The sequence below is a fragment of the Xanthomonas sp. NCPPB 3200 genome (assembly GCF_056393585.1).
On record NZ_CM150785.1, the window covers coordinates 4,372,501 to 4,390,572 of the forward strand.

Sequence of the window (18,072 nt, forward strand, 5' to 3'; positions counted from 1 at the left end):
CAGGCTGTCTATGGTACCGGCGATTGGGCTCGCACTTCGAGCCAGCGAGGAATTTGAACGATGCAGAATTCAGAGCAGGGCCGTGCACGCAAGCGGCGCTTTCACGAACGCCTCCACGTCCTCCACGACACTGCCCTGCATCGCAAGCTCAAGGCGCATCTCCCGGCGGCGTTCAACGACCGGTGGACACGCCGTCATTGGATCCATGCCAGCCTGTTCGCGACCATCGGTGCGCTGGTGGCCACGATCGTGCCGGGCTTCTCCAACGCCATCGATACCCCGCTGTCCAGCCATTCCACGCTGGCCTTGCCGCTGCCGCCGCTGGTGCCGAGCCGCAAGCAACTGGCGCCGAGCACCGATTGGGAAATTCTGCAGGTCAAGTCCGGGCAGACGCTGAGCACCTTGTTCGGCGAGTTGGGAATCCCGACCGCGGTGATGTACCAGGTACTGGCGCATCCGGGCACCAAGGAGGCGCTGACCAAGCTGCGTCCGGGCGCCGAGATTGCCTTCGATATGCCGACGCCGGGCGAGCTGCGCGCATTGCGCTTCGACCGCGACGACAGCCACCGCGTGGAGTTGCGCCTGCTGGGCGACAGCGTGCGCGAGAACGTCACCGAGCGGGCGACCACCACGCGCACGGTGGTGGCGAGCGGGGAAATCAGCAGCTCGCTGTACGCCTCGGCCGGCAAGTCGGGGTTGTCGCCGGCAGCGGTGGCGATCATGACCGACGAGATCTTCAAGTACGACATCGACTTCGACAAGGATCTGCAGCCGGGCGATCGCTTCAGCGTGGTGATGGACGAAACCTGGCGCGAGGGCGAGCGGATCAATACCGGCGACATCCTGGCAGCGACCTTTACCACCGGCGGCAAGACCTACACCGGCTTCCGCTTCGAGCGTGCCGGCAAGCCGGCCGAGTATTTCGACATCACCGGCCGGCCGTTGAAGAAGAGCTTCATCCGCATGCCGGTGGCCTACAGCCGCATCAGCTCGACCTTTGGCGCACGCAAGCATCCGGTGCTGGGCACCATGCGCATGCACAAGGGCGTGGACTACGCGGCAGCCTCGGGCACGCCGATCATGGCTGCCGGCGATGCGCGGGTGGTGTTCGTCGGCACCCAGCGCGGCTACGGCAATGTGGTGATCCTGGACCACGGCAGGAACTTCAGCACGCTGTACGGGCATATGTCGCGCTTCGGCAAGATCAAGGCCGGCCAGCGCATCAACCAGGGCACGGTGATCGGCTATGTCGGCATGACCGGCCTGGCGACCGGCCCGCATCTGCATTACGAATTCCGCGTTGCCGGGCAGCAGCGCAACCCGATGTCGGTGACCATGCCGCCGCCCGAGCCCTTGCAGGGTGCCGAGCTGGCCGCCTTCCGCGCGCAGACGGCGCCGGCACTGGCGCGTATCGAAGGCATGGAGAAGTTGATCTATGCCGACGCCGGCAAGCCTGCCAAGGGCAAGCCGCGCGGTTGAGTGACGGCGGCTAACTTCTCAGCCGCCGACCTGGCCATCGCCGGTCGGATGGCTGCGCAGCGGTTCGCGAAGGAGCTGGTAGCTCATGCAACGTTGCGGCCGGCGCCGGATCGCTGCCAGCGTCCAGTGGAAACCATGATGCCGACGCGACAGTCGGCGCTGCCGGTGCAGCGCTGACTGACGAGCGTAGAGCCGATTGGCCTCACCGCGAGGCATGCCGGGGCGGTTGACTCTCCCACCCCGGCTGCACAAGCTGCATGACCACTGTGCAACTGGCCCTGGCATGTCTGCTCCGGAACACCTGGAATCCCCGCTCTACCTGGGCCTGATGTCGGGCACCAGCGCCGACGGCATCGATGCCGCACTGGTGCGCTTTGCCGATGACAGCCATCGCCGCTGCGAACTGGTTGCCGGCACCACCGTGGCCTGGGAGCCGCAACTGCGCGAGACGCTGGTGATGCTGGGCCAGGGCGCCGACGTGATCGCCATCGATGCGCTTGGACACCTGGATGCGCAGGTGGGGCTGGCGTTTGCGGCCGCTGCCAATCAACTGATCCGCGACAGCGGCATCGCGCGTGGGCGCGTTCGCGCGATCGGCTCGCATGGGCAGACCATTCGGCATCGCCCCAAGGCCGATCCGGCCTTTACCTGGCAGATCGGCGATGCCAGCCGGATTGCCGAGCACACCGGCATCACCACGGTGGCCGATTTCCGCCGTCGCGATGTGGCTGCCGGCGGTCAGGGCGCGCCGCTGATGCCGGCCTTTCATCTGGCCATGCTCGGCACGGGCGATGAAGACCGCGCGGTGCTCAATCTGGGCGGCATCGGTAACCTGACGCTGATCCCGCGCGATGGCGCGGTGCTGGGCTTCGATACCGGGCCGGCCAATGCATTGCTGGACAGCTGGTGCCAGCAGCATCGCGGCACGGCGTTCGATGCCGACGGTGCGTTCGCCGCCAGCGGGCGCGTCGATACCCCACTGCTGCAGGCGTTGCTGGCCGACCCTTGGTTTGCGCTGGCGCCGCCCAAGAGCACCGGGCGCGAGCAGTTCCATCTGGACTGGGCGATGCAGGCGATGCGGTCGCTGGGAGACGTGGCGCTGTCTGCGGCCGATGTGCAGGCCACCCTGCTCGAACTGACCGCGGCCAGTGTCGCCGACGCGTTGCTGCAGCTGCAGCCCGATACCCGCCGGGTGCTGGTGTGCGGTGGCGGGGTGCGCAATCCGGTGTTGATGGCACGACTGGCGGCGCGACTGCCGGGTGTGGTGGTGGAATCCAGCGCGCGGCATGGGCTGGATCCGGACTACCTGGAGGCCATGGGGTTTGCATGGCTGGCCGCGGAACTGCTCGCAGGCCGTGCGGCCAATCTGCCGTCGGTGACCGGGGCGGCCGGGCCGCGGTTGCTGGGAGCGATCCATCCGGCGTGACAGGCCTGAGTCAGTGCGAGCGCCCGCATTGGCAGCATCCTCGCGCCGAGCGGATTCGCACGCGAGGCAGCGCTGGCTGACCGTTTGCAGCTACGGACTATTCCCCGCCGGCAGCGCCTTGAGCGCGGCAATCGCTTCGGCCAGGGCATCGACTTCCGGGTGTTGCAGGCCGCCGGTGACTTCGTATTCGCTGGCGAACAGGCCCTGTTCGAGCAGATGCATCACGGTCTGGTGCTGGGTCCAGCCGCGAGCGACGGAGATGCGACGGATCCTGTCCACCAGCAATGGATCGATGTCCCGCAACACCAGATCGGTCATGCCTACTCCCTATTCGCAAGGCCTCCGGCGCGTTGGATGATCATCCCGCAGCGCCGGGTCCACCTGCAACCGTCAAGCTGCGGCAGCGTGCCGACGCTGCTGTAGGATAAGCATCCCGCACAATATCACTACGGGGATCGCAACCAGCGCTGTCCCGACGAAGAACAAGGCATACCCTTCCAGCAGGGTTCGTCCCTGTGACAGTGCCTGGACCGACCAGCCCGAGAAGCCTTTCAGGGCCTTGCCCGGCATGGCATAGAACGAGCTCAGTAAAGCGTACTGAGTTGCGGTATAGCCAAAACTCGTGAGGCTGGACATGTAGGCGATCAGCGCGGTTCCGGCAAAGCCGTTGGCGAAGTTATCGATTGCCATCGCCACTGCAAATTTGCTTGTGTCCGGCCCGACATAGGCCAGCCATGCAAATGCCAGATTCGAACAGGGACCCAATACTGCACCAGCCATCAAGGTCGCAAGCACTCCCCATCGCACGGAGACCAAACCGGCCGCTGCAATGCCGACGAACGTGGCAACCAGACCCACCGAGCCGCGGATGGCACCGACGGTATCCTCGGACAAGCCGAGGTCGACGTAGAACGGGTTGGCCATCGGCCCCATCACGAAATCGGCCATGCGATAGACGCTGATGGCCACCAGGATCAGGATTGCACCACTGCGGTGCTCACGAATGAAGGCGAGAAAGGGCCCGGCGATGGCGTCGAACAGCCCTCGCGGCGTCCATAGCGACGCAGCCTGCGCTTGTACGGCGATGACTTCGCGGGCCGGCTCACCTGCCATCGTTACGGCGATCACACCCAGCACCATCAGCGCCGCCATGACTTCGTAGGACACTTGCCAGCCGACGCGTGCGGCGATGATCAGGATCAGCGCATCGGTGACTAACAGGGCCGAGCGGTAGCCTAGTGCCGACGCAGACGTCAGCAGGCCGAGCTGTTCACTATTGTCGGCACTTTCAATGCGCCATGCGTCGATGACGATGTCCTGGGTAGCGGAGGCAAAGGCAACCATCACCGCCATCACGCCGAACACTACCAAGTGTTCCCAGGCGACGCCCATCACCAGTATCTGGCCACCCTTGGGCTGGACCAGCGCCATGCCGACCAGGCCCGTCGCCACGACCGCCTGCGATAGCAGCATCCAGCCGCGGCGGCGTCCCAATCGGCCCAGCAGCGGCACGTCTGTCTTGTCGACAATCGGTGCCCACAAGAACTTCATGGTGTAAGCCAGGCCCACCCAGGACAGGAAACCGATCGTGTCCAGCTCGATGCCTTGCTTGCGCATCCAGAAGCCGAGCGTGTTGCCAACCAGATACAACGGCAGACCGGAACTGAAGCCCAGCAGCAGCATCGCCAGCACTTTGCGCTGGCGCAGGTTAGTCAGTACTTGCTGCCAGCGCCGACGTGGCTTGATGACCTCACTCACTCCGCGTAATCCACGATGTACGGCGCATGGTCGGAGAAGCGCTGCTCGCGGTAGATGGAGCAGGCCTTCACCTTGTCGCGCAGGCCGGGGGTGACCAGTTGGTAGTCGATGCGCCAACCGACGTTGTTGGTGCGCGCCGCGCCGCGGTTGCTCCACCAGGTGTAGTCCTGGCCCTGGGGATGCAGCACGCGGTAGGTATCGACCCAGCCGCGGCCGCTGGCGGCGTTGGTGTCTTCCAGCGCATCGGCGCACAGGCCGTTGAGCCAGTCGCGCTCGGGTGGCAGGCAGCCGGAATTCTTCTGGTTGGACTTCCAGTTCTTGATGTCCAGCGCCGAGCGCACGATGTTCCAGTCGCCGCACAGCACGTACTGCCGGCCGCTGGCCAGCCACTGCTCCAGGATCGGCCGCAGCCATTCCATCACCTGGAACTTGTAGCCCTGGCGCAACTCGCCCGACGAGCCGGACGGGATATAGAACGAGACCACGCTGAGGTTGCCGAAGCGCGCTTCGACATAGCGGCCTTCTTCGTCGAACTCGGGCCAGCCCAGCGCGGTGCGCACTTCATCGGGCTCGTGCCTGCTGTAGATGGCCACGCCGCTGTAGCCCTTCTTGGTGCTGGCGTCGCGGAACCAGGCCTTGTAGCCGGTGGGCAGGAACTTGGGACCGGCCAGCTGATGCTCCTGGGCCTTGGTCTCCTGCACGCACAGCACGTCGGCGTCCTGGTCGGCGAACCACTCGAAGAAACCCTTGGTGACGGCCGAGCGCAGGCCGTTGGCGTTGAAACTGATGATGCGCATAGGCCGGGAATGGGGAGTCGGGAATAGGGAATCGTAAAGCCTACCCCAGCGCAGCTGCGAAGGCTGCCGAGGCGCGATGCGTTTACCATTCCCGATTCTCCATTCCCCATTCCCGTCAATGACCGACCACCGCACCCGTTTCCTGCAGCTGGCCCTGGGCGCCGATGCCCTGCGCTTTGGCGAGTTCACGCTCAAGTCCGGGCGGCTCAGCCCGTATTTCTTCAATGCCGGGCGCTTCGATTCGGGCGCCAAGACTGCGCAGCTGGCGCAGTGCTATGCCGATGCGATCGATGCGGCCGGGGTGGAGTTCGATCTGTTGTTCGGGCCGGCCTACAAGGGCATCCCGCTGGCGACCGCGCTGGCCTGCGCCTATGCCGGGCGCGGGCGCGACCTGCCGCTGGCGTTCAACCGCAAGGAAGCCAAGGACCATGGCGAGGGCGGCAGCCTGATCGGTGCGCCGCTTGAAGGCCGCAAGGTGCTGATCGTCGACGACGTGATCACCGCCGGCACCGCGATCCGCGAGGCACTGGGCATCATCCGTGCCGCCGGCGGCATTCCGTCCGGGATCGTGGTGGCGCTGGACCGGCAGGAGATCGCCTCCGAGCAGGATCGCCGCTCGGCTGCGCAGGCGGTGGCGGCCGAGGCCGGCATCCCGGTGATCGCGGTGGCCAACCTGGGCGACCTGCTTGCTTTTGCGGCAGGAAACGCCGACCTTGTGGGCTTCCGGGAACCGCTGCTGGCCTATCGTGGCCGCTACGGTACCGACACCACAGGCTGACGGCAGGCGACAGGGGGCTGCGATGATGCCGAGACACACCCGTTTGGCGTTACTCGCCGCCGTTGCGGCAGCCGTGGCCGCCGCGCCTGCCATCGCGCAGGACAAGCCGGCCGCGAAGAAGCTGTATTGCTGGAACCAGAACGGCGCCCGGGTGTGCAGCGATACGCTGCCGCCGGAGGCGGTCAATCAGGCGCGTGACGAATTCAACGCCAAGAGCGGCCTGCGCAGCGCCGAGGTGCAGCGCGCCATGAGCAGCGACGAGCGCGCCGCAGCAGCCGCCAGCGAGCAGCAACGCCAGGCCGACCTGGCCGCCGAGCAGATGCGGCAGCGCACCGACCAGGCGATGTTGATGTCCTACCAGAGCGAGGACGACCTGCGCCGGGTCTTCAACGAGCGCATCGCCATCGTCGACAACAACATCCACACCGCGCGCTTCAACGTGACCAGCCTGCGCGAAGGGCTGGCCAGCATGCTGCGCAGCGCCGGCGACCGCGAACTGGCCGGCCAGGCGGTGGCCGACAAGCTGGCCGCCGACATCCAGCAACGCCATCGCGAGCTGATGGCGCAATTGCGTCTGCAGACCAGCTTCGAGCAGCAACGGGTGGCGCTGGACGGCGAGATCGCCGACATCCTGCAGCGCTACCGGGCGATGAAGGAGCCGCCGGCCGGCGCCGCGCCCACCGGCTGACCGGCGCAGCCGTCATTTCCGCCCGTGCAGCGCACTGCGGCGGGCGGCATTTCCCGATCCGACGCCCTGCCCGCATAATGGCCGGTCTTACTCCCTGCCCACGAGGCTCTCCCGCATGGCCCGGATCATCGCCATTGCCAACCAGAAAGGCGGCGTCGGCAAGACCACGACCGCGGTCAATCTGGCGGCCGGCCTGGCGCGCGCGCCCAAGCGTGTGCTGCTGGTGGATCTGGACTCGCAGGGCAACGCGACCATGGGCAGCGGCATCGACAAGCGCGATGTGGCCGCCTCGACCTGCGACCTGCTGCTGGGCGAAAACACCGCGGCCGAAATCCGCGTCACCGCGCCGGAAGGCTTCGACCTGCTGCCGGGCAACATCGATCTGACCGCGGCCGAGATCCAGCTGATGGATCAGGGCGAGCGCGAGCAGCGGCTCAAGCGCGCCCTGGCGCCGATCCGCGACGAGTACGACTTCATCCTGATCGACTGCCCGCCGGCGCTGTCGCTGCTGACGCTCAATGCCCTGACCGCGGCCGATTCGATCATCGTGCCGATGCAGTGCGAGTACTACGCGCTGGAAGGACTGACCGCGCTGCTGGAAACCATCGAGGCGTTGCGCGCCAACCTCAATCCGGCGCTGGAAATCGAAGGTGTGCTGCGCACGATGTTCGACATCCGCAACAACCTGGCCAATGCGGTGTCGGCCGAGCTGACCGAGCATTTCGGCGACAAGGTGTTCCGCACCATCGTGCCGCGCAACGTGCGCCTGGCCGAGGCGCCCAGCCATGGCCAGAGCATCGTCGGTTACGACCGCACCTCGCGCGGTGGCGTGGCCTACCTGGGGCTGGCCGGCGAAATCGTGCGCCGCCAGAACGACCGCAACAAGGCCTACCGGCCCGTGGAGACCGTCTGATGAACAAGCCGATCCCCGCAAAGAAGCGCGGCCTGGGCCGTGGCCTGGAAGCGCTGCTGGGGCCGAAGGGCGCGGCCGCCGCAGCGGCGCCGAGCGTGGCCAGCGAGGAGGCCTTGCAGCCGGGCGACAGCCTGCGCCGGTTGCCGGTCACCCAGTTGCAGCCAGGCAAGTACCAGCCGCGCAAGGAGATGGACGAGGTCAAGCTGGCCGAGCTGGCGGAGTCGATCAAGGCGCAGGGGGTGATCCAGCCGATCGTGGCGCGCGAGCTGGCACCGGGGCAATTCGAGATCGTGGCCGGTGAACGTCGCTGGCGCGCCTCGCAGCTGGCCGGGCTGAGCGAAGTCCCCGTGGTGGTGCGCGAGCTGGACGACCGCACCGTCATCGCGATGGCGCTGATCGAGAACATCCAGCGCGAAGACCTCAACCCGCTGGAAGAAGCGCAGGCGCTGCAGCGCTTGATCGACGAATTTTCGCTGACCCACGCCGAGGCCGCCGGTGCGGTGGGCCGCTCGCGTGCGTCGGTGTCCAACCTGCTGCGGCTGCTGGAATTGCCGGTGGCGATCCGCGTGCTGCTGGAAACCCGACGCCTGGAAATGGGCCATGCGCGTGCGCTGCTCACCCTGGCGCCGGAGCTGGCCAGCAAGCTGGCGCAGGAAGCGGCCGACCAGGGCTGGTCGGTGCGCGAGGTTGAACACCGTGCGCAGCAGTTCGCCGCCGGCAAGGTGCCCGGCGCATTGCGCAAGGGCAAGCCGGCCGCTGCTGCACCGCAGGCCGATATCGCCTCGCTGGAAACCGAACTGTCCGAATCGCTGGGTACCAAGGTGGTGTTCAACCACGGCCGCGGCGGCAAGGGCAAGCTGGTGATCCACTACACCGACCTGGACACGCTGGACGGCGTGCTCGAACGCCTGCGCCTGCAGCGCAGCTGAGCCTGTGCACCCGCACCAGGAGCATCCCCGGCAATGAATCCCGCCAAGGTCGATCGCAAGCACCTGCTGCATCTGACCGACCTGCCGAACGTGGGGCCGGCCTGCGAAAAGGATCTGCAGCGGATCGGCATCCGGGTTGCCGCGCAACTGCGCGGTCGCGATGCCTACGACATGTATGCGCAGCTGTGTCTGTGCACCGGCGTGCTGCACGACCCCTGCGTGATCGACGTGTTCCTGTCGATCACGCGCTTCATGCAAGGCGAGGCGCCACGGCCCTGGTGGGCGTTCAGCGCCGAACGCAAGGCAACCCTGGCCAGCGAAGCACCGCTCAGTCTGGGGTGAGTGCGCGCATGCGATCAGGTGCGGCCATCAACCGGAGCAACCCATGAGCACTGAAGACGGCCAGATCAGCCCCGGCGGCAGCACGCTGATGCTGCACGCGCAGGAAAAGGCATTCGAGCCGGCACACGGCGGCGACTGCATCGAGCAGATCAGCGCACATATCGAGCAGCACCTGGGGCCGATCTCGGGAGTCCTGCACGAAATCATCTCCGACGCCGTGCATCTGGACGTGCATGTGGTGCCCGCCACCGCGGATGTCCCGTACCTGCGGCTGGTGACCTCGGGCATGAGCGACCGGCCGATGACCCTGCCCGAAGGTGTGGAAGCGCCGCAGTACATGGAGCTGATGCTGAGCCTGCCCGCCGATTGGCCGATGGACCAGCGCGACTTCGAAGACCCGCGCCACTACTGGCCGATCCGCCTGCTCAAGACCCTGGCCCGGCTGCCGCACAAGTTCGAGACCTGGCTGGGCTTCGGCCACACCATTCCCAATGGCCATCCGGCCGAACCCTACGCACCCGGCGTGCGTTTCGACGGCGCCATCGTGCTGCCACCGGTGAGCACGCCCGAGGGATTTGCGCGCCTGTCCATCGATGCCGACAAGACCATCGTGTTCATGACGGTGGTGCCGCTGTATCCGGAGGAGATGGCGCTGAAACTGAAGGACGGCAGCGATGCGCTGCTGGATCGCTTCGATGCCAAGGGGATTGGGGACATCATTGCGCTCGATCGCGTCAACGTCGCCAAAAAGCGCTTCGGGCTGTTCTGAGCGCCGCCTGCCTGCCTGCCCGCTTCCGATATCTCCAGGACCACTGCAATGACCATTCTCGTCACCGGCGCCGCCGGTTTCATCGGGGCCTACACCTGCCGCGCGCTGGCTGCGCGCGGTGAGTCGGTGGTGGGCCTGGACAACTACAACAGCTACTACGACCCGCAGCTCAAGCGCGACCGGGTGGCGGCGCTGTGCCCGGGCATCGACATCCGCACGCTGGACCTGACCGACCGCGACGGCCTGGCCGCGTTGTTCGATCAGATCCGGCCCACGCGCGTGGTGCATCTGGCCGCGCAGGCGGGGGTGCGTTACTCGCTGGAAAACCCGTCCGCCTACGTCGACAGCAACCTGGTCGGCTTCGTCAACATGCTCGAACTGTGCCGGCATCGGGGCGTGCAGCACCTGGTGTATGCCTCGAGCAGTTCGGTGTACGGCGACTCGGCCACCCCGCCGTTTTCCGAAGACCAGCGCGTGGACCAGCCGCGCTCGCTGTATGCGGCGACAAAGGCCGCCAACGAATTGATGGGCTATACCTATGCGCAGCTGTACGGCCTGCGCGCAACCGGGCTGCGGTTCTTCACCGTGTACGGGCCGTGGGGCCGGCCTGACATGGCGCCGCTGATCTTCAGCCGCGCGGTGCTGGCGGGGCGGCCGATCGAGGTGTTCAACCACGGCAGGATGCAGCGCGACTTCACCTTCGTCGACGACATCGTGGCCGGCGTGCTGGGCGCGCTGGACACACCCAGCGGCGAGCCGGTGCCGCACCGGGTCTTCAACCTGGGCAACCACACCCCGGTGGAGCTGGAATACTTCATCGACGTGATTGCCCAGGCCGCCGGGCGCCCGGCCGAGAAGGTCTACCGGCCAATGCAGCCGGGCGACATGATCCGCACCATGGCCGATACGCAGCGCGCGCACGCCGCCTTCGGCTTCGAGCCGGCCACCCCGGTCGAGCACGGCCTGCCGCAGGTGGTGGACTGGTGCCGCAGTTATTTCGGTGAGCGCGCCTAGGGCACAGGTTCGCTTCATGCCTGACTCAGACAGTCAGGGCACAATGCGCGATCTTTTTCGCTCAGCCTTCATCTGGCACCACGAATCCATGAGCCAACCCCAGCTTTCCGTCGTCGTCCCGGTGTTCAACGAGCGCGATAACGTCGCCGCCCTGGTCGGCGAAATCGTCGCCGCCTTGCGCGGGCTGGTGGCGTTCGAGATCGTCTATGTCGACGACCACTCGCGCGACGACACCCTGGCGGTGCTGCAAGGCCTGAAGACCACCACGCCGGAGCTGCGCGTGTTGCATCACGTCACCCAGAGCGGCCAGAGCACGGCGGTGCGCAACGGCGTCAAGGCCGCGCGTGCGAGCTGGATCGCCACGCTCGACGGCGACGGCCAGAACGACCCAGCCGACATTCCCAAGCTGCTGACCGCCCGCGCCAGTGCCGAGCCGCAGGTGAAGCTGTTCGCCGGCTGGCGGGTCAACCGCCAGGATTCGGGGTCCAAGCGCTGGGCCAGCAAGTGGGCCAACGCGATCCGTTCGCGCATGCTGCACGACAACACCCCCGATACCGGCTGCGGCATCAAGCTGTTCGAGCGCGAGGCGTTTCTGGACCTGCCCTATTTCGATCATATGCACCGCTATCTGCCGGCGTTGATGCAGCGCGCCGGCTGGCGCACGGTGAGCGTGCCGGTGCATCACCGCCATCGCACCGCCGGCGTGTCCAAGTACAACAACCTCAATCGCGCGCTGGTCGGCATCCGCGACCTGCGCGGCGTGGCCTGGTTGATCACCCGCAGCAAGCGCACCGTGGTGCAGGAGCGCTGATGGAACTGCATTGGCTGGACCAACCACTGACCTGGCTGTACTGGACCGGGCTGCATGTCACCGGCTGGAAGCTGATCGGCTATGTGGGCGCACTGATGTTCGGCGGCCGCTGGCTGGTGCAATTCGTCGCTTCCAAGCGCGCCGGCAAGCCGGTGATCCCGCGCATGTTCTGGTACATGAGCGTGGTCGGCAGCCTGATGACGCTGAGCTACTTCGTGTTCTCGGCCAAGCAGGATTCGGTGGGGGTGCTGCAGAACCTGTTTCCGGCGTTCACCGCGTTCTACAGCCTGTATCTGGATGTGAAGCATCGCGGCTGGAGGCGGGATCGGGCGGTGCATTGAGTTGGGATTGGGGAGTGGGGATTCGTAAGTGCGGCACTCCCGCTCCACGTTTCCGGGCTTTGAGGCGATGCTGGCTGCGTAGCTGAGCTGGATTGAGCGTGCTGCACTGGCTCTGCTTTCGGTGGATAACGGCAGGGGCTCGCTAGCTGGGGTCAACGCGTTTTTTCGTACGTCGCGATGCGCTGGTTACCGACCTGGAATGAGGCGCGTGGCCGATGCCGCGGCTGTTTGCTCATCGGCATGCTGTGCCTATGTCCAGCGCGCTCCTCCATCGTCCGTTGTCCGGGTCGGCGCCGCTTGCGGCGCATTGGCACCTGCGGCTGTACACGCATCAGCAGGTGCCGTTGTTTGCCGACTGGCGTTGCGCGCGGGCGGCCGCGGCCAGCCTTGCGGCGGCCGGTCATTGGCAGGGTGCGCAGTTGCTGTGCTGGGTGCTGCTGCCGGACAGTTGGTGCGCGCTGTTGCAGGCGCCGGGCAAGGCTGCGCTGCTGCAACTGGCTGCGGTCGCACGTCAGGCGGCTGCCGAGGCGGTCAATCGCGCGCGCGGCCGTGGCGGGACGGTGTGGCAGCCGCAGATGCAGGCGTCGGCGCTTGCGCCGACTGAGGACCATCGACAGTTCGCGCGCGCGCTGGTGGCGTTGCCATTACGCGCAGGGCTGGCCGCGCGGATCGGTGGGTATCCGTACTGGGATGCGGTCTGGCTGTTGCATGACCACGCTGCACACGGCGCCGCGATTGCAGCGCCAGATGATCGCGCACGCATGCCGGGTCCGGGACGCAGGTGACCGTGATCGCGTGCAGTCGTCTGGCTTGAGCCGGAAAGACCGACCCGCGTCTTCGCCTGTCAGCCTTGCGGGATATCTGTGCGAGCGATGTCTGCTCGATCAACATTTGACGTCCAGCGGCACCTGCTCGATCAACGTCTGACGTCGAGCGGCGTCTGTTCGGTCGACGTCTGAGGTCGACCGCCTACGCCTGTCGGAGCGGGCTGCGCGCTGCGGTGATGGCCTGCATCTGCCTGCGCCGAGCACGGTGTGATCGGCAGCTGTGGCGACGCGACCTGCCCTGGCGGTAAGCCGGCAGGGCAGTCGCCCGGGACGCACCGGTCGATCAGAATTCCAGCGGATGGTCCGGCAGCAGGGCCTGCAACTGGCTGCGGAACAACCCGCGAATCCGCTGCAGTGCGTCTTCGGTGTCGGCCTCGAAGCGCAGCACCAGGATCGGCGTGGTGTTGGAGGCACGCACCAGGCCCCAGCCGTCGGCGAAGTCCGCACGCAGCCCGTCGATCGTCGACAGCCGCGCCGATTCGAACGGCGATTCCTCGCCAGCCTGGGCACGCTCGACAATGCGCGCGACCAGCGCGTGCGCATCGCCGTCCACCGGCACCTTGATTTCCGGGGTGGACACGCTTTCGGGCAGGGCGTCCAACACCTCCGACGGGGTTTCCTCGCGCTGGGCCAGGATTTCCAGCAGGCGTGCGGCCGCATAGATGCCGTCGTCGAAGCCGTACCAGCGCTCCTTGAAGAAGAAGTGCCCGCTCATCTCGCCGGCCAGTTCGGCGTCGGTCTCGCGCATCTTGGCCTTGATCAACGAATGCCCGGTCTTCCACATCAACGGGCTGCCGCCGTTGCGCAGCACGTGATCGGACAACTTGCCGGTGCACTTGACGTCGTAGATCACCAGCGCGCCGGGATTGCGCTGCAGCACATCGGCGGCGAACAGCATCAGCAGACGGTCCGGGAACACCATGGCACCCTGCTTGGTGACCACGCCCAGACGATCGGCATCGCCATCGAAGGCCACGCCGATATCGGCATCGAAGCGCTGCACCATCTTGACCAGGTCGTCGAGGTTGTGCGGCTCGCTCGGATCGGGATGATGATTGGGGAAGGTGCCGTCGATCTCGCAATACAGCGGGATGACCTCGGCGCCGATCGCTTCCAGCAGGCGCGGTGCGATATCGCCGGCCACGCCGTTGCCGGCATCCACCACCACCTTGATCGGGCGGTCCAGCTGCACGTCGTCGGCAATGCGCTGGATGTAGGCGTCGCTGATGTCGCGCTGTTCCAGCTCGCCAGGCGTTGCCGCGGTGTGCAGGCGGCCTTCGTTGATGCGCTGGTGCAGTTCGGCGATCGCCGCTCCGGACAGGGTCTCGCCGCCGATCACGATCTTGAAGCCGTTGTAGTCGGGCGGATTGTGGCTGCCGGTGACCGCCACGCAGCTGCCGGCGCGCAGTTCGTAGGCGCCGAAATACACCACTGGAGTGGGCGCCAGGCCGATGTCGATCACCTGGCAGCCGGCGCGGCGCAGGCCGTCGATCAGGCCATTGGCGAGCTCCGGGCCCGATAGCCGCCCATCGCGGCCGACCACCACCTCGCGTAGGCCCTGCGCCTGCATCACGCTGCCGATGGCCTGGCCGATCAACGCGGCGACGCCGGGATTGAGATCCTTGCCGACCACGCCGCGGATGTCGTAAGCGCGGAACATCTCGGTGGCGACCTGCACGGCCGGCACCAGCGCCGGCGGCGCGGGCGGCGCATCTGCCTCCAGCGCGCGCGCCTGGCTGGCGAGGCTGGCGTCGTGCTGCAGGCTCTGGCTGAAGGTGGGTTCGTCGGCGGTCGGCTCGCCGGCCACGCGGCGACGCGGCAAGGCGACGCGGCCACGGCTGGCCAGCACCAACAGCACGGCGATGACGAGCAGCAGCGCGGCCACGATCGCACAGCCCACGGCGCCCAGACCCAGCGGGCCGTCATCGCGCTGCGGCACCGCGGCGGCCACGCGCAGGCCGCTGTTACCCAGGGGCCTGGCCAGGGTTTCGGCAGCATCGGCCAGCACCAGATCGCCCTGCTGGGCGACGTTGTAGCTGCCCTGGCGCAAGGCCAGGTACGCACTGCCGGGCGCTACGATCGCATCCAGCGGGCCGGTCAGACGTAACAACGGCAGCCGCGCGTACGCCACCGCCGGCTGCGCGCCCAGGCGCACCGCTGCCGCCACGCCGAGACGGACCTGCTTGGCATCGCGCACCACGTGCACCTGCGCACGCTCGGCCACCAGTGCCGACTCGAGCAGGCTCAGCCGCGCGTAGCCGAAGTCCTTGGGATTGTCGTAGGCGGCAGCGAGGTCGCCGGACAGGACCTGCACATCCTCGGCGCCCTTGAAGCGCTCGCGGATGCTCGAAGCGGCCGCCAGCGCGTCGCCATTGGCCAACGCGGCGATGACCTGTGGCTGCTTGAGCACGGCGTCGAGCTGGCTGGCCTGCTGGGCCATGGCCCGGCTGATGTCCTGTACGGCGCGGTCGCGCGCCTGTTCCAGCTCCTGCGCAACCGCATCCTGGCGCCATTGCGCATAGCTGCTCCAGCCGAACCAGGCAGCCAGCAGCACCAACACCCCCCCCAACACCGGACCACTCGTACGCACGCTGGACATCGACTGCCTGCGCTCGTTCGCCTTGCTCATGTGACGTCCCCCGTCAGCGCACGCCGGTGTGGCCGAATCCACCCGCTCCCCGCGCGCTGTCGACGAAAGTATCCACCACTTGCAAGCCCACGCGCACGATCGGAAGGATCACCAGCTGTGCGATGCGGTCGCCCGGCTCAATGGTGAAGGCCTCACGGCCGCGATTCCAGGTGCTGATCAGCAGCGGCCCCTGGTAATCGGCATCGATGAGCCCGGTGCCGTTGCCGAGCACGATGCCGTGGCGATGGCCCAGGCCCGAGCGCGGCAGGATCACCGCGCACAGCTGCGGGTCGGCCAGATGGATGGCGATGCCGCTGGGAATCAGCGCCGCATCGCCCGGTTCCAGCGTCATCGGCGCTTCCAGCGCGGCGCGCAGGTCCATGCCGGCGCTGGCGTCGGTGGCGTAGGCCGGCAGCGGCCACAGATCGCCAAAGCGCGGGTCGAGCAGCTTCACCTGCAGGGACTGGGTCGGGGTGCTCATGCCTGCAATCTCTCCGCGATCAGGGCCAACAGCTGGTCGGCCAATTCGGTCTTGCTGCTGCTGGGGAAGGCGCGCTCGCCGCCCTGCCAGTAGGCGGTGGCGGCGTTGTTGTCGCTTTCGAAGCCGCCGCCCTCGATCCCCACCTGGTTGGCGATGATCAGGTCCAGCCGCTTGGCGGCCAGCTTGCCACGCGCGTAATGCTCCACGTCGTGCGTTTCGGCGGCAAAGCCGACCACCAGCTTCAGCGCGCCGGTCTGCGCGGCGACCTCGGCCAGGATGTCCGGGGTGCGCACCAGTTCCAGGGTCAGCGTCTCGCCGGTCTTCTTGATCTTCTGCGCGACCACCCGCTTGGGGGTGTAGTCGGCCACTGCGGCGGCGCCGATGTAGATGTCGGCGGGGAACGCGCCCAGCACCGCATCGCGCATCTGCGCAGCCGAACGCACGTCGATCCGCCGCACCCCGGCCGGGGTGGTCTGGTGCACCGGGCCGCTGACCAGTACCACGTCGGCGCCCTGGCTGGCGGCGGCAGCGGCCAGGGCATAGCCCATCTTGCCGCTGCTGCGGTTGCCCACGTAGCGCACCGGGTCCAGGTCCTCGAAGGTGGGGCCGGCGCTGATCACGATGCGCAGGCCGTCCAGTTGCGCGCTGCTGGGCACGAACGCCGGGGCGGCAGCAGCCTTGGAGGCGAGCGGCGCGGCGCTGCCGGCACCGCCGGCCAGGGCGGCGATGATCGCCGCCGGCTCGGCCAGCCGGCCGGGGCCGGACTCGCCTTCGGCCAGCGGGCCGTCCTCGGGACCGACCACGCGCACGCCGCGCGCGGACAGGGTCGCCACGTTCGCCTGCGTGGCCGGGTGCAGCCACATGCGGTGGTTCATTGCCGGGGCAACGGTCAGCGGCGCGGTGGTGGCCAGGCACAGCGTGCTGACCAGATCGTCGGCCAGGCCGTGCGCCAGCCGCGCCAGCAGGTCGGCGGTAGCCGGGGCGACGATCACCTGATCGGCCCAGCGCGCCAGTTCGATATGTCCCATCGCCTGCTCGGCGGCGCTGTCCCATAACGTGGTGCGGGTGGGCTGCCCGGACAGTGCCTGGAAGCTGAGCGGGGTGACGAATTGTTGCGCGCCGCTGGTCATGGCGACCTGCACCTGCGCACCGGCGTCGCGCAGGCGACGGACCAGTTCGAGCGATTTGTAAGCGGCAATGCCTCCGCCGACGCACAGCAGCAAGCGCTGTCCGTCCAGGGGGCGGGCCTGAGTGGAGCCGATCACGTCGGAGTCGTCCTACGGTTACAAGGACAACTAGATTAGCCGATGCCCCCGTCCGGCCTGATAGGCGTGAGCGATGAGCACCGGCAATCTCGCCATATGCACATTCACGACTGGCCCACCCACGAACGCCCGCGCGAGAAACTGCTGGCGCGCGGGGCGCCTGCCCTGTCCGATGCCGAGCTGCTGGCGATCTTTGTCGGCTCCGGCCTGCGCGGCCAGGACGCTGTCCAGACCGGACGCAATCTGCTGCTGCGCCACGGCCCGCTGCGCGTGCTGCTGGATCACACGGCGCCCGCCCTGGCGCGCCTGCCCGGCCTGGGTCCGGCCTCAGCCTGCAAGCTCAGTGCGGCGCTGGAACTGGCGCACCGCCACCTGCTGAGCGCACTGGAACGCGGCGACGCGCTCAGCGACCCGCCCAGCGTCGGCCGCTACTTTTCGCAGCGGCTGCGTGCGCGCCCCTACGAGGTGTTCGCGGTGCTGTACCTGGACACCCGCCATCACGCCATCGCCTTCGAGGAAGTGTTCACCGGCACCATCGACGGGGCCGACATCCACACGCGCGAAGTGGTGCGGCGGGCGCTACTGCACAATGCCGCGGCGGTGATCGTCGGGCACAACCACCCTTCAGGCAATCCGGAGCCGTCCGAGGCCGACCGCGCGGTCACCCGGCGCCTGCTGGATGCATTTGAGCTGGTGGATATCCGCCTGCTGGACCACTTCGTGATCGGTGACGGGCGTCCGGTCTCTCTGGCCGAGCGCGGCTGGCTGGGATGAGCGCGCGGCGGTGACCTGAACCGTCGGCCCGACCCCGGGGCGCGCGGTCGG

Annotated in this window: 19 protein-coding genes; 13 read left to right on the forward strand and 6 right to left on the reverse strand. The window is 67.5% G+C overall.

Annotated features, from left to right (window positions below; genetic code table 11):
• Positions 1–60: 60 nt before the first annotated feature.
• Positions 61–1,479 (forward strand): M23 family metallopeptidase, encoded by a 1,419-nt coding sequence (locus tag AC06DU_RS18910; RefSeq protein WP_102251049.1) that lies wholly within the window; start codon positions 61–63, stop codon positions 1,477–1,479.
• Between the two features lie 283 nt (positions 1,480–1,762).
• Positions 1,763–2,905, forward strand: coding sequence for an anhydro-N-acetylmuramic acid kinase (locus tag AC06DU_RS18915; protein ID WP_478203023.1), 1,143 nt, complete (start codon positions 1,763–1,765; stop codon positions 2,903–2,905).
• A gap of 90 nt (positions 2,906–2,995) precedes the next feature.
• Here the strand turns inward: AC06DU_RS18915 and AC06DU_RS18920 are convergent, their stop codons facing one another.
• From AC06DU_RS18920 to AC06DU_RS18930, 3 genes are all read right to left on the reverse strand, one after another.
• Positions 2,996–3,223, reverse strand: coding sequence for a hypothetical protein (locus tag AC06DU_RS18920; protein WP_016901952.1), 228 nt, complete (start codon positions 3,221–3,223; stop codon positions 2,996–2,998).
• A gap of 72 nt (positions 3,224–3,295) precedes the next feature.
• Complete coding sequence (locus tag AC06DU_RS18925; protein WP_024940461.1) at positions 3,296–4,663, reverse strand: AmpG family muropeptide MFS transporter; 1,368 nt, start codon at positions 4,661–4,663, stop codon at positions 3,296–3,298.
• Positions 4,660–5,460, reverse strand: a complete 801-nt coding sequence (locus AC06DU_RS18930; protein ID WP_016901954.1) for an exodeoxyribonuclease III — start codon at positions 5,458–5,460, stop codon at positions 4,660–4,662. The genes AC06DU_RS18925 and AC06DU_RS18930 overlap by 4 nt, the downstream gene beginning before the upstream one ends.
• Before the next feature lie 118 nt (positions 5,461–5,578).
• Between AC06DU_RS18930 and pyrE the strand changes: the two genes are divergently transcribed.
• From pyrE to AC06DU_RS18980, 10 genes are all read left to right on the forward strand, one after another.
• The gene (gene pyrE, locus AC06DU_RS18935; protein WP_102251045.1) at positions 5,579–6,238 is read left to right on the forward strand and encodes an orotate phosphoribosyltransferase; all 660 of its coding nucleotides are present in this window, start codon (positions 5,579–5,581) and stop codon (positions 6,236–6,238) included.
• 22 nt (positions 6,239–6,260) lie between these two features.
• Positions 6,261–6,926 carry a hypothetical protein gene (locus AC06DU_RS18940; RefSeq protein WP_102251044.1) on the forward strand — a complete coding sequence of 222 codons (666 nt, stop codon included), beginning with the start codon at positions 6,261–6,263 and terminating at the stop codon, positions 6,924–6,926.
• A 115-nt stretch (positions 6,927–7,041) separates the two neighbouring features.
• Complete coding sequence (locus AC06DU_RS18945; RefSeq protein WP_016901957.1) at positions 7,042–7,839, forward strand: ParA family protein; 798 nt, start codon at positions 7,042–7,044, stop codon at positions 7,837–7,839.
• On the forward strand, positions 7,839–8,768 hold the full coding sequence (locus AC06DU_RS18950; RefSeq protein WP_024940457.1) for a ParB/RepB/Spo0J family partition protein: 930 nt from the start codon (positions 7,839–7,841) through the stop codon (positions 8,766–8,768). Before AC06DU_RS18945 ends, AC06DU_RS18950 begins: the two co-directional genes overlap by 1 nt.
• 33 nt (positions 8,769–8,801) lie before the next feature.
• Entirely contained in the window at positions 8,802–9,110 is a 309-nt protein-coding gene (locus AC06DU_RS18955; RefSeq protein WP_024940456.1) for a helix-hairpin-helix domain-containing protein, read from the forward strand.
• 43 nt (positions 9,111–9,153) lie between these two features.
• Positions 9,154–9,879 carry a suppressor of fused domain protein gene (locus AC06DU_RS18960; RefSeq protein WP_184616167.1) on the forward strand — a complete coding sequence of 242 codons (726 nt, stop codon included), beginning with the start codon at positions 9,154–9,156 and terminating at the stop codon, positions 9,877–9,879.
• Positions 9,880–9,927: 48 nt separating this feature from the next.
• Positions 9,928–10,893 carry an SDR family NAD(P)-dependent oxidoreductase gene (locus AC06DU_RS18965; protein WP_102251042.1) on the forward strand — a complete coding sequence of 322 codons (966 nt, stop codon included), beginning with the start codon at positions 9,928–9,930 and terminating at the stop codon, positions 10,891–10,893.
• 88 nt (positions 10,894–10,981) lie between these two features.
• Positions 10,982–11,704, forward strand: coding sequence for a glycosyltransferase family 2 protein (locus tag AC06DU_RS18970; protein WP_024940453.1), 723 nt, complete (start codon positions 10,982–10,984; stop codon positions 11,702–11,704).
• Entirely contained in the window at positions 11,704–12,045 is a 342-nt protein-coding gene (locus AC06DU_RS18975; RefSeq protein WP_016901963.1) for a lipid-A-disaccharide synthase N-terminal domain-containing protein, read from the forward strand. The genes AC06DU_RS18970 and AC06DU_RS18975 overlap by 1 nt, the downstream gene beginning before the upstream one ends.
• Before the next feature lie 251 nt (positions 12,046–12,296).
• A complete protein-coding gene (locus AC06DU_RS18980) occupies positions 12,297–12,830 on the forward strand; it encodes a hypothetical protein (protein WP_478203024.1) in 534 nt (177 codons plus the stop codon).
• 325 nt (positions 12,831–13,155) lie between these two features.
• Here the strand turns inward: AC06DU_RS18980 and AC06DU_RS18985 are convergent, their stop codons facing one another.
• From AC06DU_RS18985 to coaBC, 3 genes are read right to left on the reverse strand one after another with little or no spacing between them, the layout of a single operon-like run.
• Positions 13,156–15,501 carry a phosphomannomutase/phosphoglucomutase gene (locus tag AC06DU_RS18985; protein WP_478203025.1) on the reverse strand — a complete coding sequence of 782 codons (2,346 nt, stop codon included), beginning with the start codon at positions 15,499–15,501 and terminating at the stop codon, positions 13,156–13,158.
• Positions 15,502–15,514: 13 nt separating this feature from the next.
• Positions 15,515–15,982, reverse strand: coding sequence for a dUTP diphosphatase (dut, locus tag AC06DU_RS18990; RefSeq protein WP_016901966.1), 468 nt, complete (start codon positions 15,980–15,982; stop codon positions 15,515–15,517).
• A complete protein-coding gene (coaBC, locus tag AC06DU_RS18995; protein WP_024940449.1) occupies positions 15,979–17,247 on the reverse strand; it encodes a bifunctional phosphopantothenoylcysteine decarboxylase/phosphopantothenate--cysteine ligase CoaBC in 1,269 nt (422 codons plus the stop codon). Before coaBC ends, dut begins: the two co-directional genes overlap by 4 nt.
• Before the next feature lie 96 nt (positions 17,248–17,343).
• Here coaBC and radC point away from each other — a divergent pair, with 96 nt between their 5' ends.
• Positions 17,344–18,021, forward strand: a complete 678-nt coding sequence (gene radC, locus AC06DU_RS19000; RefSeq protein ID WP_049818219.1) for a RadC family protein — start codon at positions 17,344–17,346, stop codon at positions 18,019–18,021.
• Positions 18,022–18,072 lie beyond the last annotated feature (51 nt).

Bases quoted from the DNA above. Each gene is read 5' to 3' on its own strand.
- AC06DU_RS18910 (WP_102251049.1), top strand. From the start codon at position 61: ATGCAGAATTCAGAGCAGGGCCGTGCACGCAAGCGGCGCTTTCACGAA.
- AC06DU_RS18915 (WP_478203023.1), top strand. From the start codon at position 1,763: ATGTCTGCTCCGGAACACCTGGAATCCCCGCTCTACCTGGGCCTGATG.
- AC06DU_RS18920 (WP_016901952.1), bottom strand. From the start codon at position 3,223: ATGACCGATCTGGTGTTGCGGGACATCGATCCATTGCTGGTGGACAGG.
- AC06DU_RS18930 (WP_016901954.1), bottom strand. From the start codon at position 5,460: ATGCGCATCATCAGTTTCAACGCCAACGGCCTGCGCTCGGCCGTCACC.
- pyrE (WP_102251045.1), top strand. From the start codon at position 5,579: ATGACCGACCACCGCACCCGTTTCCTGCAGCTGGCCCTGGGCGCCGAT.
- AC06DU_RS18940 (WP_102251044.1), top strand. From the start codon at position 6,261: ATGATGCCGAGACACACCCGTTTGGCGTTACTCGCCGCCGTTGCGGCA.
- AC06DU_RS18945 (WP_016901957.1), top strand. From the start codon at position 7,042: ATGGCCCGGATCATCGCCATTGCCAACCAGAAAGGCGGCGTCGGCAAG.
- AC06DU_RS18950 (WP_024940457.1), top strand. From the start codon at position 7,839: ATGAACAAGCCGATCCCCGCAAAGAAGCGCGGCCTGGGCCGTGGCCTG.
- AC06DU_RS18955 (WP_024940456.1), top strand. From the start codon at position 8,802: ATGAATCCCGCCAAGGTCGATCGCAAGCACCTGCTGCATCTGACCGAC.
- AC06DU_RS18960 (WP_184616167.1), top strand. From the start codon at position 9,154: ATGAGCACTGAAGACGGCCAGATCAGCCCCGGCGGCAGCACGCTGATG.
- AC06DU_RS18965 (WP_102251042.1), top strand. From the start codon at position 9,928: ATGACCATTCTCGTCACCGGCGCCGCCGGTTTCATCGGGGCCTACACC.
- AC06DU_RS18970 (WP_024940453.1), top strand. From the start codon at position 10,982: ATGAGCCAACCCCAGCTTTCCGTCGTCGTCCCGGTGTTCAACGAGCGC.
- AC06DU_RS18975 (WP_016901963.1), top strand. From the start codon at position 11,704: ATGGAACTGCATTGGCTGGACCAACCACTGACCTGGCTGTACTGGACC.
- AC06DU_RS18980 (WP_478203024.1), top strand. From the start codon at position 12,297: ATGTCCAGCGCGCTCCTCCATCGTCCGTTGTCCGGGTCGGCGCCGCTT.
- AC06DU_RS18985 (WP_478203025.1), bottom strand. From the start codon at position 15,501: ATGAGCAAGGCGAACGAGCGCAGGCAGTCGATGTCCAGCGTGCGTACG.
- dut (WP_016901966.1), bottom strand. From the start codon at position 15,982: ATGAGCACCCCGACCCAGTCCCTGCAGGTGAAGCTGCTCGACCCGCGC.
- radC (WP_049818219.1), top strand. From the start codon at position 17,344: ATGCACATTCACGACTGGCCCACCCACGAACGCCCGCGCGAGAAACTG.